The organism is Viridibacillus sp. d25.2 (assembly GCF_055456015.2).
Map to the genome: position 1 here is coordinate 333107 of NZ_CM196652.1, position 22357 is coordinate 355463.

The following is a 22357-nucleotide window of genomic DNA, read 5'->3' on the forward strand; positions in this document are numbered from 1 at the left end:
ATCTCTCAGAAAGAAATATAAGTTATCACAACTTGACCCATAATAAACATCGATTTTGTTAGCTCTGTACTAGTAAAAAGTCACGAATGTTGTTAAATCAACGCTTGTGGCTTTTTGTATGGACATTAATTATGGAGTTTTTTATGCAAATGTATATAAACTTAGCTACAATAATATTTTCAGATAATTACGTAGATGGGATATATGTGTGAAAACGCCCGTATATAGACAATTAATAACGCTGTAAATCAGTATTTTTTAATCATTACTTCAACTTCAACTTAAACTAACAAGAATTTTAGTTGAAGTAGCGTTGCTGTTCTTATTAAACTGAGAGGGATGGGAAAATGAGCGATACAAGGACCAAATTGATGCTGGATTTGCAAAGAATTGAGAAGGATGAGTATCAGTTACGCGAAGGTGAGCAGCATCAAGATTTCTTACCTTTGTTACTTCAATATATTGGCGATCTTCAGCCAGAATTACGGGATAACCTGATTTATCCAATGTTTTATATGTGGATTAAGGAAGAGAATAGGTTCAGTGGAGAGGAGTTGCGTAGCCTCTTAGCTGTTCTGACTGATGAGAATCATTTGTTCTATAATATTGGCAGCGAGGATGATCAGACAGTTTTTACAAGGACGTTCTCTGCCTTGCCTATCGCTTTGATTGTGCAACGCCACAGACAGAATCCATTTTTCAATCAAGCGGAAATTGAGCAATTAATGCATGCAATGCTCAGTTACTATAAAGAGGAGAAGGATCTGCGAGGTTACCTTTCAGTAGGAGGCTGGGCTCACGGCGCGTCTCACGGTGCAGATGTTTTTGTCGAGCTGGTGCAGTGCGAGGAGAGCAGCGTCGCAATGTTGCGTGAGGTTCTAGTCGCTATTTCTGGCATGCTTCATAATGGTAGACACATTTTTAGCGATGAGGATGATGAGCGGTTGGTCAACATCGTGGATACGATGATTGACAAAGAGTTACTTCCACATCAAGAAATCGCTGATTGGATTAGCGGCTTAGCGCAATGCTGCAATTTGCCGAGAAGTCGCAGTCAGGTGATTACTCGCGTGAACAGCAAGAATTTTTTACGCAGTCTCTATTTCAGAAGGGGACAAGATAGCCGAGGGAATGAGCTTAACACTGCCATGCTTGGTACTGAGGCAAAATTGAACAGGTTTTCTATCAGTTAAATGATTAGAGGGGTTGTCCCGAAAGTCACGGAGAATTGGCTGAGCGATTGCCCCTTTTATGTTAAGAAAAAAAAGAAAGGAGATGAAAAAAACCATCTTTTTGATTTCTCTGTATAATAAAAGAATAAGTATTTCGATATTTGTAGTGTAAAAAGTTCAGTTTGAAGAGGGAGTAATCCATGAAAAAGACATTATTAAAATCGATTATAGTTATATCGTATATATATTGTTTAAGTTACATTTTATTTGACTTTCCTAATGATACCTTTGTAATGCGTGCTATTACTGGTGTAATGTCGTTTATTTTTTCTTGTAGTCTATTGTTGAAAATTCTTGATGATAAAAAACTAAAAAAAGTAGCGAGTGTTGAAAAATAATCGGGAGCTATTTTTAATTATTCACTTTCCAAAATTAAGCATACCTTTAACCGAACAAGGCAAGAGCGTTTGTTGAAGATCAACAGTGGAAAATGATTTATCTTTTTTCAAAACGGATTTTTTTATTTATCAAAATGTGGGCTTGGGGAGGCTTTTAATCAAACTTTACTCAACGAGGTCATTGTTTCTAACAAGCCATATTTGCGCAAGAACCTATTTTTTTTCTATTATTATAATAAGTCTCTTTTACGGAAAATAACCAAGCCCATTCCATACATTAAAAGACTAAAAGCGATTAAAATTGATGCTGCAACTATAGAATAATTAAGATGATTAAAACCATTCGTTACTAAATAAAATGGTAATGTTTCAATAAGATTTGTTAATGCTATAGAATCTCTTTTGATAGCTTGTGCGGCTAACTCTCCAACAAATATAAAAGCAACATAGTTTATAACCATTGTGTAAAGGCTATTTAGAAAAATAGATGAAATGAATAAAGTAAATGATAGGACACTAAAGAAGTAAAGTCCGTAAATTAATATAATTTTAATAGCATCCATAAAGATTTCGGAAAATGATATTTCTGAAATAATTATAACTTGAAGTACTATTCCAATCATTACATTAACAATGCCTAAAATTATACTAAAAATCATCAAAAAAATAGTTTTAGAGTTAATGATTTGCGCTCTAGAATATACGCCTGTAAACAATGATCTTGAAGTACCTAAATTAAAATCAGATGTAATGTAAGTACTTGCAAGGTAAATTAAATATAGTTGGGTTAAAAATAAAGAGACACCAAAGTTACCGACGGTTAAATCAGGTTTATCGATATTAAGCTTATAATAAAGAATATTGTCTAGTGTGGTGAATATACAAAATAATAGTAGAAAAAAATAGATTGATTTACCATGTAATTTCTTTAGTTCTATCTTCCAAATATTTTTCATTTTGAAAGCTCCCTCTACAAATGATGATATTTCAAAGGTTTTACCCATTTTACGAGTAGCGAAAAATCTTTTTGGCTGTACTCATGCATTATACAAGAGTTTTTTTTATTTCAAGCTCCTGGAAAACTTTTAAGCAGGAATACTCCTAGTTAATTTCTTTTTTTTGCAATACAATCAAAGTAATAAATCCTATAAATATTGATGTGAATAATACAATAAAGCAATCCATGAGAGTGATAGTATTGTATTGTAAAGCTTCAATTGATATAGCAATCGGATTGTGATTTAAAATAAGTTTTATGTCCCTATTAGGAAAAATCAAAAGCAATATCCCACGTAAATATTTTTCAATAATAAAGAAAGTAAACATAGCAATTAATGTCGCCATTCTGCTATACGTTATTAAAGTGATTAGAAAAGCAAGAAGACATGTAGATATACCAATAATCATATAAATAACAATAGTAATTGGTAATCCACTTAATAGTGTTTCAAATGAGAAAACCTTCTGATTTATCATCCACAAACTATTTGCCCCTAAACGATGAACTATACTAAAAAGAAAATAAAATATTAAAACAGAAAACATTTTACTAAGTACTACAGTAAGTTTAGAAAAAGCACCAGTGTATAAAATTCTTGATGTTTTAAATGCATAGTCTTTAGAAAGAACTAAAGAGGGGATAATAATGAAAATATAAAAAGACAAGTCATTAATTATTTGATAATAGGTATCAATCGTTTTTGGCTGATTGGAATTTATAGAATAGAAATAAAGAGATAATGTATATGCAATTACTATAGTTAAGGAAATCCATAGCTCCTTTGCTTTTAGAATATATCTGAAATCTATTAAAGATAATCGAAGCAAACTAGCCAATTTTATTCCCTCCTAAAAGTTCGAAAAATTGCGATTCTAAATTTTCTTGTAAAGGGTAAATGGCTGAAAATTTTAAATTATTGTTGGCGATTTTAAAAATTAAATCTTCAATACAGTCTCTATTAGTTTCAAAGATAATTGAATTTCCCTCTGTTTTTAATACTGGGATACGCGAATTTAAAAAGAAAATTTCCAAATCTTTTGGTGATTTGGTCTCAATTTTATATTGAAGATTTCCACTAGAATCCTGCTTTAAATCAATTGTTTTTATTAAATTACCATTTTTGAGAAAAAGTACTCGATCACAAATAATTTGGATTTCAGATAATATATGGCTGGATATAAGAACCGATATTTGTCGAGTTTTAACAATGTCCTTTATAATGTTTCGTATTTCTACTACACCTTCTGGATCCAATCCATTAGTTGGTTCATCTAGAATTAGAAGGTCAGGTGAATTTAGTAAAGCTTGCGCTATTCCTAAACGTTGCTTCATACCTAGGGAATAATTTTTCACTTTTTTATTTATAAAACCGTCTATTTTCATCATTTCAATAATTTCGTTTACTTCACTTTCATTATATCCACCTGAAAATTCTGCAAAATAACGTAAATTGTCAAGCCCACTTAAATTAGGATAGAAACAAGGATTTTCAATGATACAACCGATGCGTCTCTTTCTAGTATTTGAATTAGAAAAAGTTATTTCTCCTTTATATTTTTGAATAATGTTAACAATAATTTTCATTAGTGTCGTTTTACCAGCCCCATTTGGGCCGACTAGACCTATTACTTCGCCTTTTTTTATATTAAAAGAAACATCATTAATAGCTGCTTTTCCTTTATATACTTTTGTAAGATTATTAACAGTTAAGATATTGTTCATTTTTATTCTCCTCGTATATTAGTAGTAAGGGCTTTTTTTGATAGAATTTCGAGTCGATTCACACGGTTGAAGAATCAACTAGTTTTTCTAGACCAAAAAGTGCGTGTTTACGAATTTGAATAGGGTATAAAAGCGTATATTTACCATTTAGCAATATACATATTTTAGATATAATACAATTATATTATAATTATGGATGTTCAAGGATGTTTTGGCAACAACTATTGTTGGAGTAGATGAAAGATGGAAGAGTTAGGATTAGTATTGAAGTCATTTAGAGTGGGGAGAAAAATTGGGGAAGTAATATTTGTGCAATTAACTTACTCGATATTAGTACTATCTCATACGATGTAGGGAGGATTTTTTATGATATATGATAATCAAAATAAAATAATTACCACTAAAAGGATAGTACTAAGACTGTTTCAAAAATCTGATGCAGTAGCTGTTACTAAACTTTGTAATAATTATAATCTTTATAAAAATACATTGTACCTACCTTATCCATACGCTATAGAAGATGCTTTATCGTGGATTGAACATCATCTTGATAATTTTAATGCTAATAAATCATATGAATTTGCTATAACAGATAAGGAAAGCGGAGAATTATATGGAGCTATAGCGCTATCAAACAACCAAAAGTTTGATAATGGTGAAATAGCCTATTGGATTGGTGAAGAATTTTGGGGAAATGGATATGCTACAGAAGCAGCGCAAGCTATATTACAATTTGCATTTGATGAAAAGCAATATCATAAAGTATTTGCTCGTTACTTTAATTCAAACCCAGCTTCAGGAAGAGTGATACAAAAATTAGGCATGAAAAGAGAAGGGATATTAATTGACCAAGTGAGGAAAGAAAATCGATATGAAGATCTAGTATATTATGGGATTATTAACTTAATAGAACTATAGGGGTAGTTTAGTTGAAGAGAAATAAGGATTCTTTTTGGTTTTTTGCTGTATTTCGACCATCTAAAAAGCTTCATCTATTCTTAATACTTGAGTACATTTGAATTAGTAATTTTTTCATCAAGGTCCAAACCTTTGAAAATCTAAAAAAGGTTGCTGACGAGTGTTTGTGCTCATCAACAACCTTCTTTTAATGTTTGGTTAAGTTAATTTCAGGATATTTTTTTGAATTTCTTCTCATTTACTCACTTAGCTTCGTTGGTTGTTAAAGCAGGTCTGGTTATAGAAAAAATCGCACATAGTAAAGCTATAATTACGATTGCTCCTCCAACCGGTGCTGTGCTTGTGACTGAACCTGTTTGCTGCAGTACAATACCACCGATTGCAGATCCTAATGAAATACCAATTTGCAAAGCAGAATTATTAAAACTTTGTTGAATATCAGAAGTATTAGGGTCAGTTTGAATAAGATAACTTTGTTGAGGTGGAGCAAGACTCCAGCTTAGTGCCCCCCAAATCATCATGACCACTAGGAAAACGAAAAGTGAAATAGTAGAGAGAGGTAGTAAAAATAATACTACGGCGAAGGAGCCAATAACTAGTAAAATGCTTTTAGGAGCTCCAAGCCAATCTCCTAGTGCTCCCCCAAATGCCCCGCCACATACTGCTGAAATACCAAATAGTAAATAACATATGCTTATCCAATATTGATCAAGATTTAAAGTGGATTCTAAAAAAGGTGTGAAATAGGCATAAATTGTGTAATGTCCTGCTAAAGTAAACATTGTTGCAAGATGTGCACTAGCTATTTTAAAACTTCCAAGTGCTTTTAATTGTACAGAAAGCGGCTTAATCCCTCCTTCTGTAGGTATCGGCTCTAAAAATGTATGGATGAGAAGCATAGATCCGATTGATAGGAAAGCAATCCCGAGAAATATAATACGCCATCCAAAAGCATTACTAATCAAAATCCCAAGAGGTACTCCTAAAACAAGTGAAGAACTAATGCCCATATAAATAACTCCTATAGCTTTCGATCTATGAGCAGGTTCAACAATCCTCGCTGTAATTGTTAGCGAAAGTACAATAATTAGTGCTGTACTCATTGCAGTAATAATTCTCGAAACCATTATTAAAGAAAAGTTTGGGCTAAAATATGTCATCAAATTTCCAAGGAAAAAAATAAACAATGCAATAAGATACAAACGTTTCCGTTCAATTTTCGCAGTCAGTGTAAGAAGTACAGGACCTGCAATGGCAAAAACAAGAGCAAATACGCTAATAAGTTGTCCTGCGGTGCCAAGTGTTACATTTAAATCATCGGCGATAATTGGTAATATTCCACCTACTATTAATTCAACCAACCCTACTGCAACAGTAGAAGCTGCGAGTATAAATACTTTTAGATTCATTACAAAATTCTCCTTTATCTTCTAAATTGATAAAATGTATACTAGTTATTTCTCATCAATCTCAAGTTGAAATTATATTTACTTATGAGTTGCTCATCACAAATTTTAAATAGATTAATACCTAATATTGGAAAACAAAAAACTCCTGACTACAAAAAATGAAAAGACATTTTCTGTAATCAGGAGTTTACGGTTCCTGGTAGAGACCCTCAAGCCGTATTATTGAGGTTATACATATAATTTCAATTAATTTCTAAGACAATTTATCTGTTTTCCAGATTATCATACCATTCGATATTACTCAAGCATAAATTTCGCATCATTCGACACGAATATTGATAATAACATTAGAAAATTACGTTAAATAAGAATGGTCCATTCTAAAACTGATAAGCTTGTCCTAACTTTCTGTTCATTAAATAAAACAATCTATTACTGAGTGGATTTATGTAACTAACGATTCCAGTTAGTTTAACGCATGTTTATTTCCGATGCACTCGGTTTGGAAATTTGTATTTTTAACATAATTAGTATGAAAGCAAGAAGTGAAAATGTAATTCCAACCCAGATTAAATTATGTATTCCAAAGTGAGAAATAAACCAACCACTTATAGAAGTTCCAGCAGCAATTCCAAGATTGGAAAATGAGACAAACAAGCTATTGCCGAATTCTGGAGCCTCTCTTGCCTCAGTCGTTAACCATGCTTGACTGACAATAAGCCCCCCAGAATGGACTGCCCCCCAAACGAACACGATCACAACCATCGAAATGAAATATGAACCCAGATAAAAAGCAAATAAGTATACTACTGCAAATAGCAGAGGGAACATGATAACGGTCTTTGTAATGCTTTTGTGCAAAAACTCTCCAAATAAAAAATTTCCGAAAATCATGATTGTACCAAAGGCCATCAACATGATACTAATCCATGAACCGTTCATATGAGTCACTTGGCTTAGATATTCAGCAAAATAGCTGTACACAGAAAACATAGCTGCAAAGATAAAAATAACTGTCACGATATTTAGCCACAATTGGGGTTTACGTAATATTCCAAGCTGCTTTCCATAAGACAATTTTTCCTTAACAGGCATGGAGGGAAGCCAAGCTAGTATTCCTATGAAAGCAATTATACTAACAACAGCTCCAAACAGAAAACCTGCTTCTAATGAAATCTTTTCCGCGAGGTAAGAAGTCAAAGGCACGCCAAATGCAAACCCGACCGTTATTCCGGAGAAAACTTTTGTAACTGCTTTGCTACTTTTTTCCGGAGAGACAAGATTAGCTGCTGTCACGAGGGCAACTGAAAAAAAGACAGGATGAAAAATAGCAGGGATGATACGGAAAACTAACATCACATCGAACATAGTCGTGTAGGCATAAACAATATTTGAAATCGAAAAAATAAAAACAGCAGTTAATAGAATGACTTTACGGTTAATACCAGAAGCAAGTAACGTCAGAAATGGACCTGAAATGGCAACGACTAAAGAAAATATACTTACAAGTAATCCGGCCTGTGAAGTCGATATATTAAATTTTTTAGTGACCTGGGGTAGGACACCTATAATACCCATTTCAGTAGTAATAATGCCGAATACGCCTAAAGCTAGAATAATGATTAGCAACGGGTTAATTTTCTTCATTTTAAATGTATTCCTCCATTCATATATATACATATCTATAATTATAGATATGTTAAATCAAAAAAAGACCTCCCTTCCTTTTATAGTTTCTTTTTGATGTACTCGGAAAATTCTTGTATTGTTTTTTCGTTCCGACGATAGTACGTCCATTTTCCAATTCGCTCAGATTCCAACAAACCAGCTTTTTGCATAGTTAATAAATAACTAGAAATAACAGATTGTGCAAGTCCTGCTCTAGCTTGAATATCTCCTACGCATACACCAATTTGGAAATTGATGTTTTGTTCTAAATAAGGTCTTTCATCAAAGAATTCCTCTGGATTTTTTAACCACAACATAATTTGACTACGAGTTTCATTAGATAAAGCTTTATAAATCAATAAAGGTTCCATGTATTTCATTATATCTAATTTTATAGATTTGTAAATATAAAAAGAAATTGGGAAAGAAGTAGTAAGCTTTAAAACCAGTATTTCACCGCAGAGGTTTTATAATATCTTTCTTAATTAAGTAAGAACTTCAAATGAAAATGTATCTCCTGAAACCTTAAAATTGCATATCCTACGTTCATTTCGATATGATAAAGCCGTAGAACATAATTCGGAATAGGAGTGAAGAATATGTATCGTAAAGTAGAAGATTTTCTGGAAGATTGGTCTGCGTCTTCAGCAAGTGCGTTAAGCGTATTTAAAGCGATGACGAATGACAAGTTAGACCAAAGTATTGTGGAAGGACATAGTACTCTTGGGTGGTTGGCTTGGCATTTAGTCGGTGCTGGAGCAGCATTTGGTCATTTCGCAGGACTACAAATACCAGGACCTGGTCGTGATCAAGAAGCACCTACAGATGTAGCTGAAATTGTTGATGCATATGAGAAAGTAATAGAGGCTTATAAAGTAGAAACAGCAAAACTAACAGATGAAGCATTACTTGAAGAAGTAAATGGTTTTGCAGGGCCGACTGCGCGAGGAAAACTATTACGTGCAGTAATTGACCATCAAACACATCATCTTGGTCAAATGACAGTACTATTACGCCAAGCGGGATTAACAGTGCCAGGTGTAATGGGACCAACAAAAGAAATGCAATCATAATATCAATTATTTGATGTAAAAGCTCACCTCTTTTGGTGGGCTTTTCTTGTACTATTAAGCACATGAAAAACTTTTCGGGGGAAGTTGTAAAAAAAGAACTATTCAGTAGATTTTATAGATACCTTGCTAATAGTTTAACTATTAAAATAAGATAGATAAGAGTGAATCATAAATCCCATTGGACCTGCACAAGTTTATAAACGTGCAGTTATAGGTCCACGTTTATGAATTTTTATTTTATTATTTATTGAATATGGAGTGATTAAAATGACTATAATATTGTTTTTATTAGCTGGGTTAGGTGAGATAGGTGGAGGATACCTTATCTGGCTATGGCTTAGAGAAGGAAGACCATTTTATTTTGGGATTTTCGGGGGTATAGCCCTAGCTTTATATGGCGTTGTAGCAACATTTCAATCTTTCCCTTCGTTCGGACGAGTTTATGCAGCATACGGGGGTGTTTTTATCATCCTATCAGTTTTATGGGGATGGGGAGTTGATAAGAAAGCGCCCGATTTATATGATTGGATTGGTGCAATTATTTGTTTAGTTGGGGTTTCTGTCATGCTATGGGCTCCCCGTAATTAAATTGCATTGACTAAGCAACTTATTGGCTCTATAAAAATCCTAAGGCAATCGAATAATTTAATAGCTATCTAGCATGTTATTTCAAACCATTGAAACACATGCTTTTTTATTTATCCATTTTTTGAGTAAATCCAAAGAAAAAGTGATGTTGAAAAAGAGGATTGTATTGCTATGTTAGCGAAATAAAATAAAGAAATATAACTTAAAATATGTAACTGTTTCTAAGCTAACGTTATAAATAATAAAGCTAAAACGTAGCTTAGATTGTTAATGAAATTTTTATGCAAAGGGGTTTTTCTATTGAAACAAGCTTTACTAGTGATTGATGCTCAACAAGAGTTAATTGAGGGTAATGAAAAAGAGCAAAGCGTTCTGAATAAAGAGAGTCTGTTGAATAATATCAATTCGGTTATAAATAAAGCAGTGGAGTCGGATGCATTAGTCATTTTTATGAGAGATAAAGATGTTGCTCAAGGTGAAGGTAACGGATTTCAAGTTCATGAGCAAATTAAAGTGCCGCCAACTGCTAAAGTATTTGATAAGGAGGCTACTAATTCGTTCCATAAAACGCCGTTATTGGACTTTTTAAAAGATCATGAAGTCGAGCATTTAGTAGTTATGGGATGTAAAACAGAACATTGTATTGATACCGCTGTTAGAACTGCAACGGTAAATTATTTTGATGTAACTTTAGTTGAAGATGGTCATTCAACAACGGATGCTACAAACTTATCTGCTGATAAGATAATTAATCATCATAATGAAATTCTACATGGTCATTATAATGTAGATAATTTTTCCGTTGTTAGAAATAGTAGTGAAGATTTGTTTAAACCAACGCATAACAATTATAGATAAATAAACTGGGGTTCACTCTTCTTACTACCCATTTTAAATAAAGCATTCATTTTGATTAATTTCAAAGTGGATGCTTTTATCGTTTAGAACAAAGAAAGTTTTAATATGGATACAGATGGTGAATTTATAGTTGATGCTTATTTTATTTTTTAAAATATGAGAATGTTAATAGATCACGTTCGTTGTATATAGTGAGAAAGCTTTTTCAATTTAAAAAGGAGATCATGCCATGAGAATTTCAGAGAAAAATTTTGTTAAGCGTTTAAAGAAACAAGATGAAGATGCACTTGAATATGTTATTGATACGCATATGCCTTTTATAAAAGCAATTGTTTATAAAATTTTACAACCACTTGGGAAAGTAGATTTAGTGGAGGAGTGTATGAGCGATGTTTTTTTATCGGTATGGCAAAAATCAACGCAATTTAAGGGTGATGCAATCGAATTCAAAAAATGGATTGGCATGATTGCAAAGTATAAAGCGATTGACCAATACCGAGCTATAGAGAAACAGCAAGCGAAGGAGCAAGTTCTTGATGGTACAGATAATTTTGCTTCAGGAAATCTAACACAAGATCAAATTTTGCAGCGTGAAGAGAGAAATGAGTTGCTGTTTGAACTAAGTAAATTAGAACCTGTGGATAGAGATATATTCACAATGAAGTATTTCCTAGAAATGGCGAATGGCGAAATTGCAGATGCTCTTTTTATATCGAAAGCGGCAGTAGATAACCGCTTATACCGTGGGAAGAGAAAGCTAGCATATTCCATAACAAAGAGTTTGGAGGAGCGATGGACATGACAAATCAGTATAAAAAGTGGGCCAATTTAAATGTTGAAGATATTGAGCCAATGGACGTAACGGATATTGAAAAGGCACGTGTGAAGAAGCGTATCATTAATAAAAAAATAATAAAGACAAAACAACCAGTTTGGCGTATTGTTGCTGTAGCATTAATGATATTCGTTGGAAGTGCAACAACAGTTAGTTTTGCGATGCCGAGTGTAGCATCACAAATTCCATTGATAAAAAATATTATCAATTATTTTACTTCTGATAATGATAAGTTTTATGAAAAATATTCAGAATACGCAACTGATATTAAACAAGTACAAATGAGCAATGGCATTACGATGATGATTGAAAATGCTGTTTATGATGGTAATACAATTACAATAACCTACGCACTTGAAACAGAGCGTGATTTAGGTGTAAATCCGCGGATTGGGCAGTTCTTTGATGTTGAAGGTAGTATTACCACTGCTGGGAGCGATACAATTCAGCAAATTAGTCCAACAAAATATGTAGGTTTGGCGCGTGTAACTCCGACATTCAAAAAAGACCTAGAAAAAGTTCAAGTGAAGTGGTCTCCTAAAAGTTATACAAATGATATAACTGATAAAACAATTAATGGAGATTGGAAATTTAATTTTGAACTAGAGAAAATTCAAGATGAAATTCAGTTAGTTAATCAATCTATGACAGAAGCAGGTATGACATTAATTGTTAATGAGATTCGTAAAACAAATGTTTCAACGATTATTAGTTTGAAACAAATTACTGAATCGTCGATATTAAAAAAATGGCAATTGACAAGTCCTACTCTTGAAATTCGTGATGATGTTGGCAATGTATATCACGTTGAAGATAATGGTGGCGCAAGTTTTGATAATGGTGCAACTGCTGAATGGAGTCAAACAATGGGAGTAATTGATGAAAAAGCTACAAAGCTCTACATTGTGCCGACCATGGTTTTGAGTTTAGGAGAAGGAAAGGGTCACGAAAAATATAAAATGAAGACAATTGAGATTCCTCTTGATTAAGTCCTTATAAAAACCAAGAATTCGTACAAATATAAAAGTCCATTTCGATTAATTTCGAAATGGATTTATTTTTATTTATAGCCTAATAAAATTTATTTCTGAATTATAAAACATAATATTGCAAAAACTAATTCAATTAGTTAATATGATATAAAGATTAGTTTTTTGGAAAAGGAGTTTGATAGAGGATGAGAATTACGAAAATTGGTACAGTATTTCAACTGTCTTTTATGCCACGTGTATTTCCAGTTAATTGTTACTTAGTAGAGGAGGAAAATGAACTTACATTGATTGATGCAGCCCTACCTTTCAGCACAAAGGGGATAATGGATGCTGCCGAGCGTATTGGCAAACCGATTACAAGAATTGTACTTACCCATGCGCACAATGATCATATAGGTGCATTAGATGCGTTGAAAGAATTATTGCCAAACGCTCAAGTAAGCATTTCTTCTAGGGATTCCTTATTATTGGCTGGGGATTCCACCTTGTTACCAAATGAAAAAGATAAACCAATTCGTGGTGGAGTTCCAAAAAATATTAAAACTAAACCAGATTTATTATTAGAAGACGGCGATCGCATTGGTTCACTAGAAGTAATCGCGACGCCAGGTCATACACCTGGATCCATAACTCTTTTAGATACACGCAATCGTAGTCTGATTGCAGGTGATGCCTTTATAACAAGAGGAAAGATAGTAGTATCTGGGTTAATGAATGCTTTATTCCCGTTTCCAGCTTTAGCTACATGGGATAAACGTATAGCTCTTGAGAGTGCAAAGAAATTGATGAGTTATCAACCAAGTCTGCTTGCGGTAGGGCATGGCAAAATGCTGAAGCAACCAGGGGCTAAAATAGAGCAGGCAATAGCGGAAGCAGAGAAAAAGTTCTAACAATCTAAATAGGAAGTGACAATGAAATGACTCGTCGTATGAAATTAGATGTATCGATTATTTTAGAAAAAGCAACAGAGTTAGCTGATGAGAATGGTTTAGATCAATTTTCGCTAGGCTCATTAGCCGAGAAATTAGGAGTACGTCCTCCTTCCTTATATAATCATTTTGAAGGTCTAAATGGATTGAAGCAGAAGCTAGCAATTCATGGGGTTAAAAAACTTTATGAATATATGCTTCAGGCTGCAGTAGGAAGATCGGGTGATGGAGCAGTACGTGCAGTGAGTGAGGCGTATATTCAATTTGTCAGAACTCACCCTGGGCTTTATGACGCTAGCAATCGTTTTCCGGATGCTGATGATAAAGAATTACAACAAGCCCATGATTTAGTCGTACAGTTAGTTGTTCAAGTACTACAAGCCTACAATTTGCAGGAGGAAACAGCGATTCATATGGTCCGAGGATTACGAAGTATACTACATGGATTTACTTCTATTGAGCAAATGGGTGGTTTTGGAATGCCGCTAGATATTGATAAAAGTTTTTTAATTCTCATTAATACTTTTATTGAAGGTATTCATACAGTTGTTATTAATGAAGGTACGTTTGAACAGGAGGAATAATTCAGGTGACATTACTAACAGGTCAACCGATTCTACGGCTGTTCAAACAATTGGCGAAAGGGTATGACGGTTTTATAATTAGCGCTAATTATTTGAGTGATTAATAAAGTAATTTTTAGTGATTAAAGAAGTTGCTAGACAAAATGAAATTACTTTCCCTAACATTTATTTTTCAATTCATAATAATGTTAGCCCTAAATGATATCAGCAGTTGATATCGTTTAGGGCTATTTTTTATTGAAGTATTTATGTTGAAAAAGATTTATTGCTCAATTATAATTTACCTAACGATAGGTAAATTATAATTTGATATCTTTTCAACAGTTATGGATATCAAATTTTGGGGGATGGATGACATGAGTAAAACTAAAGGCCGCATTACAGGACTCGATTTCGCTCGCTCTTTAGCAATGTTTGGCATGTTCATAGTGAATTTTACTGTTATTACTGGTGCAGAGACGAATGGACCTAATTGGTTAGTTCGTTTGACTACGATTTTTGAAGGGCGTGCTTCAGCACTTTTTGTATTACTTGCGGGTATAGGTATTGCGTTAATGACTCGTAAGGCAAGAGAAGGACACGATCAGCAATTGATTGGAGATATGCGAATCGTTATTTGGAAGCGTGCGTTATTTCTATCTATAGCAGGTTTGGGATTGTATATGGTAGGGTGGACCGGCGATATTCTCCATTATTACGGGGGCTATTTATTTTTCATAGGTTTCTTAATTAGTTTTCCTAAAAAAGTGCTCTTAATCATTTCGATTGTAGTTGTTATGATTGCGCAATGTATACAGTTAACATTTGATGTTTTTGTAGGATGGAATCCTGATGCATTGTATATGGATTATGTGGATTTTTGGACTATTAAAGGATTTTTGCGTAATCTTCTCATTAATGGCTACCATCCAATTTTCCCGTGGTTCGCTTTTATATTAATTGGATTTATCATAGGTAGTCTTGAACTGAAAAGTAATCAAGTACGCCGAAAACTATTATTGGTGGGCGTGATAATTCTTTTCCTTACAGAAGCTCTGTCAAAGATATTGATTTCTCAAGCTGCCTCCATGTTAACAACGGAAGTAGCGGAATTTTTGTTTAATACAGGTCCTATATTGCCGAGTATTCTTTATATTACCTCTGCGAGTGGTTCAGCTTTAATCATTTTAATCGTTGCCTTATACATTACTGAGCGATTTACAAAGAGTAAGCTTGTTACATCAATCACTGCCTCTGGGCAAATGACATTAACACACTACATTGCACATATTCTTATTGGTGTAAGCTTTCTAGAATGGATTGGTCGAGCTGAGCATCAATCACTAACCTTCATATACAGCTTTTGCATTATGTTCTATATAGTATGTATTTTATTTAGTACACTATGGCAACGGAAATTTTCAAGGGGACCAGTAGAATACTTGATGAGATATTTAACCAAATAGTGTTTAGTGACGATTAAGTCATTTAAAAACAAATGGAGTTCCAAAAAAGATGGAGTTAATTGGGAACTTGGTTTATTTTTTCCTTTTTATCTTGTATAATAAAAATTAGAATATTTAGATATCTCTTTGATTTATTAAGGAATGGAAACCTTTAATAAAAATTAAACAGAACAAATTTTAAGAAAAGAGGAATAGCTATGATTCAGTTTGAAAAGACGAACATTAAGCAATTTTTACAAAATTTAACGGTTAGTGATTTTGCGGTTAGTCCTGATGAAAAGCAGATTGTATTAAGTACTAATTTTAATGGACATTTTAATCTATGGGGAATGGATGTAGAGAAAAAATTTCCATATCAAATGACTTTTAATAATCAAATTTCAAACTTTATTACATATTCGAAAACAGGTGAATTCCTTTTAGCTGGATTTGATAAAGATGGCGATGAAAATAGTCAAATTTATGCAATTGCACCTGAGGGAGGAAGCCTAGTACCAATTCGCTATATTGAGGGAGAGCGTCATTTCTACGCACATTTGACTGAGGATGGTAGACATCTTTATTATTCAACTACAGCTGGAAATTCGACTTATTTAAATAGTCTAGTTTATGACATTGAGAGTGGAAAGGAAAAGAAACTTATAGAGGGTAGTATTGCGCCTACTTTTATCGCTACAGTTAGTCCTGAAGAAAAATCATTTGTTTATATTAAATCGTTTGGTAATACGTATTCATTAGCATATGTACAGACCGATGTTGAAGATGTATTGCTTACACCACCAACGGATAAGCAGCATACAGTATCCGATCTTATATATACTTCTGAAGGCGAAATTTATTTTTTAACAAACTACGATGACGATCTTAGCTATTTAGCGAAATTTGATATTCAGTCAAAACAATTTAAAAAGGTGCTTCAATTAGAAAAAGAAGACTTTACAAAAATTTACTATTCGAAAGAGGAGCATGCACTATATATTGTTGGGTCTTATGGTGTAGAGGATCGTCTTTATCGCTATACAGTTGCAGATGGAAAAAATGAAAAAATCGAAATACCTGTAGATATTATTGAGAAAATGGTTATCATGCCAAGCGGACATTTATATTTGCTTGGCAAAACGGCTACGAAGCCGAATAATATCTTTGTTTCAAAGGAAAAGGGAAGTTCATGGTTGGAGTTAACTCACTATAGAGTACCAGGTGTTCGAGAAGCGGATTTAGTGGAACCCGAAGTCCTCCGTTATCCATCGTTTGATGGTTTAGAAATTGAAGCACTCTTGTTCAAGGCGAAGGAAGAAAATTCGAATGGTTATGTTATTTTATGGCCACATGGTGGTCCACAATCAATAGAACGTAAATCATTTCGACCAATGTTCCAATTCCTTGTTAACCAAGGATACTCTATTTTTGCACCTAACTTTAGAGGCTCATCAAACTACGGTTTAAAATTTATGAAAATGGTTGAGGGTGATTGGGGCCATGGCCCTCGTCTTGATAATATTACAGGGATTGATTGGCTTATTGAAAAAGGCTATACAGATCGTGATAAAATGCTGCTTTTAGGTGGTAGCTATGGCGGCTATATGGCACTTCTCCTACACGGCCGTCACGCAGATTACTTTAAAGCGGTTGTCGATATTTTTGGTCCAAGTAATTTATTTTCATTTATTGAGTCTGTTCCGGAGTTTTGGGGACCATTTATGAAGCAATGGATAGGTGATCCAGAGCAGGATAAGGATAGATTAATAGCTGATTCACCAATTACGTATTTAGACGGTATGACGAAGCCAATGTTAGTTATTCAAGGGGCGAATGATCCTCGTGTTGTTCAGAAGGAATCTGACCAAATTGTAGCTGCGTTAAAGGAAAAAGGGCGAGAAGTGGAATATACTGTACTAGAAGATGAGGGACATGGATTCACGAAAAAGGCGAATGAAATTTACGTGTACGAGAAAATACTCGAATTCTTTAATACACATAGCATTAATGAAAAAATGGTAGCTAATACTGAAATTTAAATAAAGGCTACTTTTCGTTTTAAATACTGAACGAAAAGTAGCCTTTATGATTTTTTGATATTTAGTTTTCAAGGTTATTTTACATTTTAAATTTGCTAATCAAATCTTGCAATTCAACAGCAAGCGTAGACAACGATTTTGTAGAAGTGGAGACTTCCTGCATCGCTGCTAATTGTTCTTCCGTTGTTGCAGCTACTCTTTGAGAATGTTGCGAAGCTTCTCTTGTTGCGTGTGTATTGTTAGAAACAGTAGCGGCAACCTCTTGAGCGCTAGCAGACATTTCCTCTACAGTAGCGGCCATATCAGTTACTTTTTCTTTCATACTTAGCAATTCACTGGCAATTTCCTTAAAGCTTGCGTCTGTTTTGCTGACAATATCTAGCCCATCTATTACTTCTAATTTGACGTTATTCATCGATTCTGTAGAACGAGACATATTAAGTTGAATATCTTGTATTAAATTTGAGATTTGTTGAGAAGACCTTTGAGATTGCTCAGCAAGTTTACGAACTTCTTCTGCAACGACGGCAAATCCTTTTCCGTGTTCACCTGCACGGGCAGCTTCAATAGCGGCATTTAATGCTAATAAATTGGTTTGATCAGCAATATCGTTAATTACTTTAGAGATTTCGCCGATTTCGGTCGAACTTGAATCAAGTAATTGAAGAACTTCACCACTTTCATTAACTTTTTGGTGGATTGAGTTAATTTGTTTTACTGTTTGTTCGACGTAGACATTCCCTTGTTGTGTTTGGGAAGTAATCATTGCTCCAACTTCAGATATATCTGCGGAGTTCTCTGCTAAATTTTGAATTGCTATAGTCACTTCTTCCAGAGATTGTGAACTTTCTAATAGACTGTTTGTGCTTTCTTCTGAGCCACTAGCAATAAGCTGTATAGAATTTGTTATTTCCTCTGTCGCTTTGCTAGTTTCATCTGCAACAGCTGTTAGTTGTTCAGCTGAAGAAGCCACATGCTCTGATGATTGATTTATTTGAATGAGAAGCGCCTTCATGTTTGATTTCATAGTGTTAAAATCATTTGTCAGTACACCAATTTCATCATTAGTAGTAACTTCCACATCTTCCCCTGAAAAATCACCAGAAGCTGTTCGATTTAATTCACGGCTAATTTGTGTAACTGGCTTCGTTAATCTGCTGGAGAATATGTACGCGATAATGATCCCAATAATAATTGCTATGCCTCCAATAATACTTGTCGTGATAGCAACTTTAGAGGCGCCGCTGTTAAATTCTTTTTCAAATGATTTTGAGGTAATCGTCCATCCCCAATAAGGTTCTTTCTGAGCGTAGGCTATATTTCCTTCAATTTTATTTGTATTGGCATTCATCCATTTGTAAGTAATATAACCGCCTTTTTCTCCGGCTTTTAAAAGCTCTTTCCCGATTAATATGCCGTCTTCCGTTTCTGTATTCATGAGTTCTGCACCTTCGTTCCGAGGGTCCATCACGTTAATTGCATTTTCATCAATGGCATATACAAAACCGTTTTCTCTAATTGTATATTCTTTTTTTATAGGCCGTTTATTGTCGGCGTCTTTTTTTCCAAATAATTCAACTCTTAATTTTTCTTGAGCTTCTTCTAAAGTAAGGTTTCCGTCTTTAACTTCTTGATCTAATACAGAAATCATAGCGATGACCATATTTGTATTTTGTTGTAGTTCTTCTATTCCAGATGAAGTTAATTCCTTTTTGGAAGTAGAGTATGTACTGAATCCTATAATTGTTGTAGGAATGATTAATAAAAGGGTACATAGAATAATCAATTTTCGTTTGAGTGACACCTTAATTTTGTTCATTTTCCATCTCCATTAATATAATTTTTTTTATATTGTTAAATATGAAATCGGTGGAACTTTTACCTTATATTAAATAATATCGACATTTTTCTACAATTATTAATGAAGTTAAGTTAGCGCTATAAAATAAAATTAATGCTAAAAACTGTAATAGATCCTTAATTTTCATCATATTAAATGGCCTATAATTTCCATGGATTTTTGTTGCTACATTAACTTTTTTTATATGTTTGCTCAAGCAAGGAATAATCAATACAAAATAGTACAACCTAACCTCACTGACATATTTAAGGGAGGATTTATATTGAGTAAAATTATACAAATTTCTTTGGCGGTGCTTCTTGCAATTTCTTTAGTTGGATGCGGAACGAATAGGGACTCCAATGATCCAGCCAAAAATGAAGTGCAAAATAATGCTACAACACCAAGCAATGATAAGAATGTAACGACTGAAGAGAAAACTACTGAAGAAAAAACGACTAAAGGAAATGAAGATAAACTTAAATTAGCAAATGACGTGGCAGAAAAAATAACAGAAATGAAAGAAGTGGACACGGCTACTGCTATTGTATTTGAGAAAAATGCATATGTGGCTGTTATGCTAAAAGAGGGAACTAAAGGAAACAAAGAGATAGAGAAAAAAATTGCAGATTTAGCAAAAGAGGTTGACACTAATTTGAAAAATGTATATGTGTCATTGAATCCAGATGTTGTAAAACAAATGAATGATTACAGAGATAAAATCAATGCTAACGAGCCTATTGAAGGAATCTTCAAAGAATTCTCCGATATGATAAAAAGGGTATTCCCTACTGCTCATTAAGTATAAACATAACGGACAACTGGTATGTAGAGCCTGTTTTGATTGGTTTTTTCAAAACAGGTTCTTTCTCTTTGCAATATTGATGAAGTGAAAATCTGTATCCCTTAATAATATATAAATCAAACTGTTGACAGGATAAAAAAACTCTGTTAAATTTATCTTAAATTCAAGATAAATGAATTCGAGATAATGTGTTTCTTCGAAAGGAAAAAGTATGTTGCAGATAAATAATAATCTCAAAGCATTGACTGTACTGCTTCGAGCAACGCAAACTGTTCAAGATGTATTGAGAAAAGACATGAGTCAATTTGGTTTAAATCAAACCGAATTTGCAGTGTTAGAATTGCTTTACCATAAAGGTGAGCAGCCCATACAGCATATTGGTAAGAAAATTTTGATTGCAAGTAGTAGTATTACTTACGTTGTAGATAAATTAGAGAAAAAAGAATTAGTACGACGTAGAGCCTGTCCAGATGATCGTCGAGTAACTTATGCTACGATTACAGATTCAGGAAGGGGATTTATGGATAATGCTTTTCCCGAACATGAAAAGAAAGTAAATGCTATCTTTGAAGAACTATCCGAACACGAAGTAGAAGTTGCTATTGAGCTTTTTAAGAGAATTGGTCTTCACGCTAAGGATATATAAATTTTTTTAACTATATATCTCGAATTCGAGATATATAGTATGGTTAAACTAAATATAATCATGGAGGAATACAATATGAACCATTTAAAAGGAATTCACCACGTAACAGCTATCACAAGTAGTGCGGAAAAAAACTACGAATTTTTCACATATGTTTTAGGTATGCGTTTAGTGAAAAAAACTGTAAACCAAGACGATATTCAAACGTATCATTTATTTTTTGCTGATGATAAAGGGAGTGCAGGAACGGATATGACATTCTTCGATTTCCCTGGTATTCCAAAAGGTGTACATGGTACAAATGAAATTTCAAAAACATCATTCCGTGTACCAAATGATGCAGCATTAGATTATTGGGTAAAACGTTTTGATCGACTAGAAGTAGCTCATACTGGCATTAGTGAACAATTTGGTAAAAAGACGCTTTCATTTGTAGATTTTGACGATCAACGCTATCAATTAATTTCTGATGAAAACAATAAAGGCGTTGCTAGTGGAATACCATGGCAAGATGGACCTGTTCCTCTAGAACATGCAATTACAGGATTAGGACCAATCTTTATTCGCATCGCTAATTTTGATTACTTTAAGGAAATGTTGGAAAAGGCATTAGCATTTAAAGAAATTAATCAAGAAGGATCATTCCACTTGTTTGAAGTTGGCGAGGGAGGTAATGGTGCACAAGTTGTTGTAGAACACAATTCCGCTCTCCCTCAAGCGCAACAAGGATTTGGATCAGTTCATCATACCGCTTTCCGAGTAGAAGACCATTCTGTTCTAGAAGAATGGATTCATCGTATGGAAGGCTTTGGATTCAACACTTCAGGATACGTTAATCGTCATTTCTTCGAGTCATTATACGTGAGAGTTGCACAAGGAATTTTATTTGAATTCGCAACAGATGGTCCTGGTTTTATGGGAGATGAACCATATGATACTCTTGGAGAAAAGTTATCTTTACCTCCGTTTTTAGAACCAAAACGTGAGCAAATCGAAAAGTTAGTTCGTCCAATCGATACAGTAAGAAGTACAAAAGAATTCATTAAAGAATAGTATTTAAAGTAATCTAAGAGGTGGAAAAATGAGCATTTTTAATAAATTATTTGGAAAATCAAACGAAAACCGATGCCGTTAATTTCCGTTCCAGCGGACGTTTTCCTGGGGGCGAACCTTGAGCCTCCTCGTCGCTAACGCTCCTGCGGGGTCTCAAGATGTTCGCTAGTTCCCCAAGGAGTCGCCGCCTGCACTCCAATCAACTAGTTTATCTTTTTTCCTAGTTTTTCATTCTTTCCGGTTCACACACACGATGCCACGCATACAAAAGCAAAGGTATTCAGTTTCCATAAAATCAACCGAACATGAAGAGCAAGCAGCTTTTCAAAAAGCGGAAAGATTCAAAGACTTAGAGAAAAAGCGCTATAAAGTTTAGGCGAAGAATAGTGTGTAGAAAAATCTGC

21 protein-coding genes and 1 riboswitch are annotated in these 22357 nt (G+C 33.8%); of the genes, 14 read left to right on the top strand and 7 right to left on the bottom strand.

The window, feature by feature from the left end; translation table 11 throughout:
- Positions 1-347: 347 nt before the first annotated feature.
- Complete coding sequence (locus ACZLO7_RS01715; RefSeq protein WP_464939450.1) at positions 348-1193, top strand: DUF2785 domain-containing protein; 846 nt, start codon at positions 348-350, stop codon at positions 1191-1193.
- Positions 1194-1800: 607 nt separating this feature from the next.
- On the opposite strand, the gene ACZLO7_RS01720 is transcribed toward ACZLO7_RS01715, so the two are convergent.
- The 3 genes from ACZLO7_RS01720 to ACZLO7_RS01730 form a co-directional block, all read right to left on the bottom strand.
- Positions 1801-2526 (bottom strand): ABC transporter permease, encoded by a 726-nt coding sequence (locus tag ACZLO7_RS01720; protein ID WP_464939452.1) that lies wholly within the window; start codon positions 2524-2526, stop codon positions 1801-1803.
- A gap of 145 nt (positions 2527-2671) precedes the next feature.
- Positions 2672-3406 carry a hypothetical protein gene (locus ACZLO7_RS01725; RefSeq protein WP_464939453.1) on the bottom strand — a complete coding sequence of 245 codons (735 nt, stop codon included), beginning with the start codon at positions 3404-3406 and terminating at the stop codon, positions 2672-2674.
- Positions 3399-4292 (bottom strand): ABC transporter ATP-binding protein, encoded by an 894-nt coding sequence (locus ACZLO7_RS01730; protein ID WP_464939455.1) that lies wholly within the window; start codon positions 4290-4292, stop codon positions 3399-3401. Before ACZLO7_RS01730 ends, ACZLO7_RS01725 begins: the two co-directional genes overlap by 8 nt.
- A gap of 366 nt (positions 4293-4658) precedes the next feature.
- On the opposite strand from ACZLO7_RS01730, the gene ACZLO7_RS01735 reads away from it, so the two are divergent.
- Positions 4659-5210, top strand: coding sequence for a GNAT family N-acetyltransferase (locus tag ACZLO7_RS01735; protein ID WP_464939456.1), 552 nt, complete (start codon positions 4659-4661; stop codon positions 5208-5210).
- A 242-nt stretch (positions 5211-5452) separates the two neighbouring features.
- Here the strand turns inward: ACZLO7_RS01735 and ACZLO7_RS01740 are convergent, their stop codons facing one another.
- The 3 genes from ACZLO7_RS01740 to ACZLO7_RS01750 all read right to left on the bottom strand — a co-directional run bounded on the left by ACZLO7_RS01740 (position 5453) and on the right by ACZLO7_RS01750 (position 8658).
- Complete coding sequence (locus ACZLO7_RS01740; RefSeq protein ID WP_464939457.1) at positions 5453-6619, bottom strand: MFS transporter; 1167 nt, start codon at positions 6617-6619, stop codon at positions 5453-5455.
- Positions 6620-6775: 156 nt separating this feature from the next.
- Positions 6776-6875: riboswitch (purine riboswitch) on the bottom strand.
- Positions 6876-7090: 215 nt separating this feature from the next.
- The gene (locus tag ACZLO7_RS01745) at positions 7091-8266 is read right to left on the bottom strand and encodes an MFS transporter (RefSeq protein ID WP_464939458.1); all 1176 of its coding nucleotides are present in this window, start codon (positions 8264-8266) and stop codon (positions 7091-7093) included.
- An 80-nt stretch (positions 8267-8346) separates the two neighbouring features.
- The gene (locus ACZLO7_RS01750; protein WP_464939533.1) at positions 8347-8658 is read right to left on the bottom strand and encodes an ArsR/SmtB family transcription factor; all 312 of its coding nucleotides are present in this window, start codon (positions 8656-8658) and stop codon (positions 8347-8349) included.
- A 228-nt stretch (positions 8659-8886) separates the two neighbouring features.
- Between ACZLO7_RS01750 and ACZLO7_RS01755 the strand changes: the two genes are divergently transcribed.
- The 9 genes from ACZLO7_RS01755 (at position 8887) to ACZLO7_RS01795 (ending at position 17609) form a co-directional block, all read left to right on the top strand.
- Complete coding sequence (locus ACZLO7_RS01755) at positions 8887-9360, top strand: DinB family protein (protein ID WP_464939459.1); 474 nt, start codon at positions 8887-8889, stop codon at positions 9358-9360.
- 267 nt (positions 9361-9627) lie between these two features.
- Positions 9628-9948 (top strand): YnfA family protein, encoded by a 321-nt coding sequence (locus ACZLO7_RS01760; RefSeq protein ID WP_464939460.1) that lies wholly within the window; start codon positions 9628-9630, stop codon positions 9946-9948.
- A 300-nt stretch (positions 9949-10248) separates the two neighbouring features.
- Positions 10249-10806 (top strand): isochorismatase family protein, encoded by a 558-nt coding sequence (locus ACZLO7_RS01765; RefSeq protein WP_464939461.1) that lies wholly within the window; start codon positions 10249-10251, stop codon positions 10804-10806.
- 229 nt (positions 10807-11035) lie between these two features.
- Entirely contained in the window at positions 11036-11608 is a 573-nt protein-coding gene (locus ACZLO7_RS01770; protein WP_464939462.1) for a sigma-70 family RNA polymerase sigma factor, read from the top strand.
- On the top strand, positions 11605-12630 hold the full coding sequence (locus tag ACZLO7_RS01775; protein WP_464939463.1) for a DUF4179 domain-containing protein: 1026 nt from the start codon (positions 11605-11607) through the stop codon (positions 12628-12630). The genes ACZLO7_RS01770 and ACZLO7_RS01775 overlap by 4 nt, the downstream gene beginning before the upstream one ends.
- 188 nt (positions 12631-12818) lie before the next feature.
- Complete coding sequence (locus ACZLO7_RS01780; protein WP_464939464.1) at positions 12819-13523, top strand: MBL fold metallo-hydrolase; 705 nt, start codon at positions 12819-12821, stop codon at positions 13521-13523.
- 26 nt (positions 13524-13549) lie between these two features.
- Positions 13550-14146, top strand: a complete 597-nt coding sequence (locus ACZLO7_RS01785; protein ID WP_464939465.1) for a TetR-like C-terminal domain-containing protein — start codon at positions 13550-13552, stop codon at positions 14144-14146.
- Between the two features lie 356 nt (positions 14147-14502).
- Complete coding sequence (locus ACZLO7_RS01790) at positions 14503-15591, top strand: DUF418 domain-containing protein (RefSeq protein WP_464939466.1); 1089 nt, start codon at positions 14503-14505, stop codon at positions 15589-15591.
- A gap of 197 nt (positions 15592-15788) precedes the next feature.
- A complete protein-coding gene (locus ACZLO7_RS01795) occupies positions 15789-17609 on the top strand; it encodes a S9 family peptidase (protein ID WP_464939467.1) in 1821 nt (606 codons plus the stop codon).
- A gap of 79 nt (positions 17610-17688) precedes the next feature.
- On the opposite strand, the gene ACZLO7_RS01800 is transcribed toward ACZLO7_RS01795, so the two are convergent.
- Positions 17689-19428, bottom strand: coding sequence for a methyl-accepting chemotaxis protein (locus ACZLO7_RS01800; protein WP_464939468.1), 1740 nt, complete (start codon positions 19426-19428; stop codon positions 17689-17691).
- Between the two features lie 304 nt (positions 19429-19732).
- Here ACZLO7_RS01800 and ACZLO7_RS01805 point away from each other — a divergent pair, with 304 nt between their 5' ends.
- The 3 genes from ACZLO7_RS01805 to ACZLO7_RS01815 all read left to right on the top strand — a co-directional run bounded on the left by ACZLO7_RS01805 (position 19733) and on the right by ACZLO7_RS01815 (position 21953).
- Positions 19733-20251: a YhcN/YlaJ family sporulation lipoprotein gene (locus ACZLO7_RS01805; protein ID WP_464939469.1), complete on the top strand. Its 519-nt coding sequence runs from the start codon at positions 19733-19735 to the stop codon at positions 20249-20251.
- Between the two features lie 214 nt (positions 20252-20465).
- Positions 20466-20900 carry a MarR family winged helix-turn-helix transcriptional regulator gene (locus ACZLO7_RS01810; protein ID WP_464939470.1) on the top strand — a complete coding sequence of 145 codons (435 nt, stop codon included), beginning with the start codon at positions 20466-20468 and terminating at the stop codon, positions 20898-20900.
- A gap of 75 nt (positions 20901-20975) precedes the next feature.
- A complete protein-coding gene (locus ACZLO7_RS01815) occupies positions 20976-21953 on the top strand; it encodes a ring-cleaving dioxygenase (RefSeq protein WP_464939471.1) in 978 nt (325 codons plus the stop codon).
- Positions 21954-22357 lie beyond the last annotated feature (404 nt).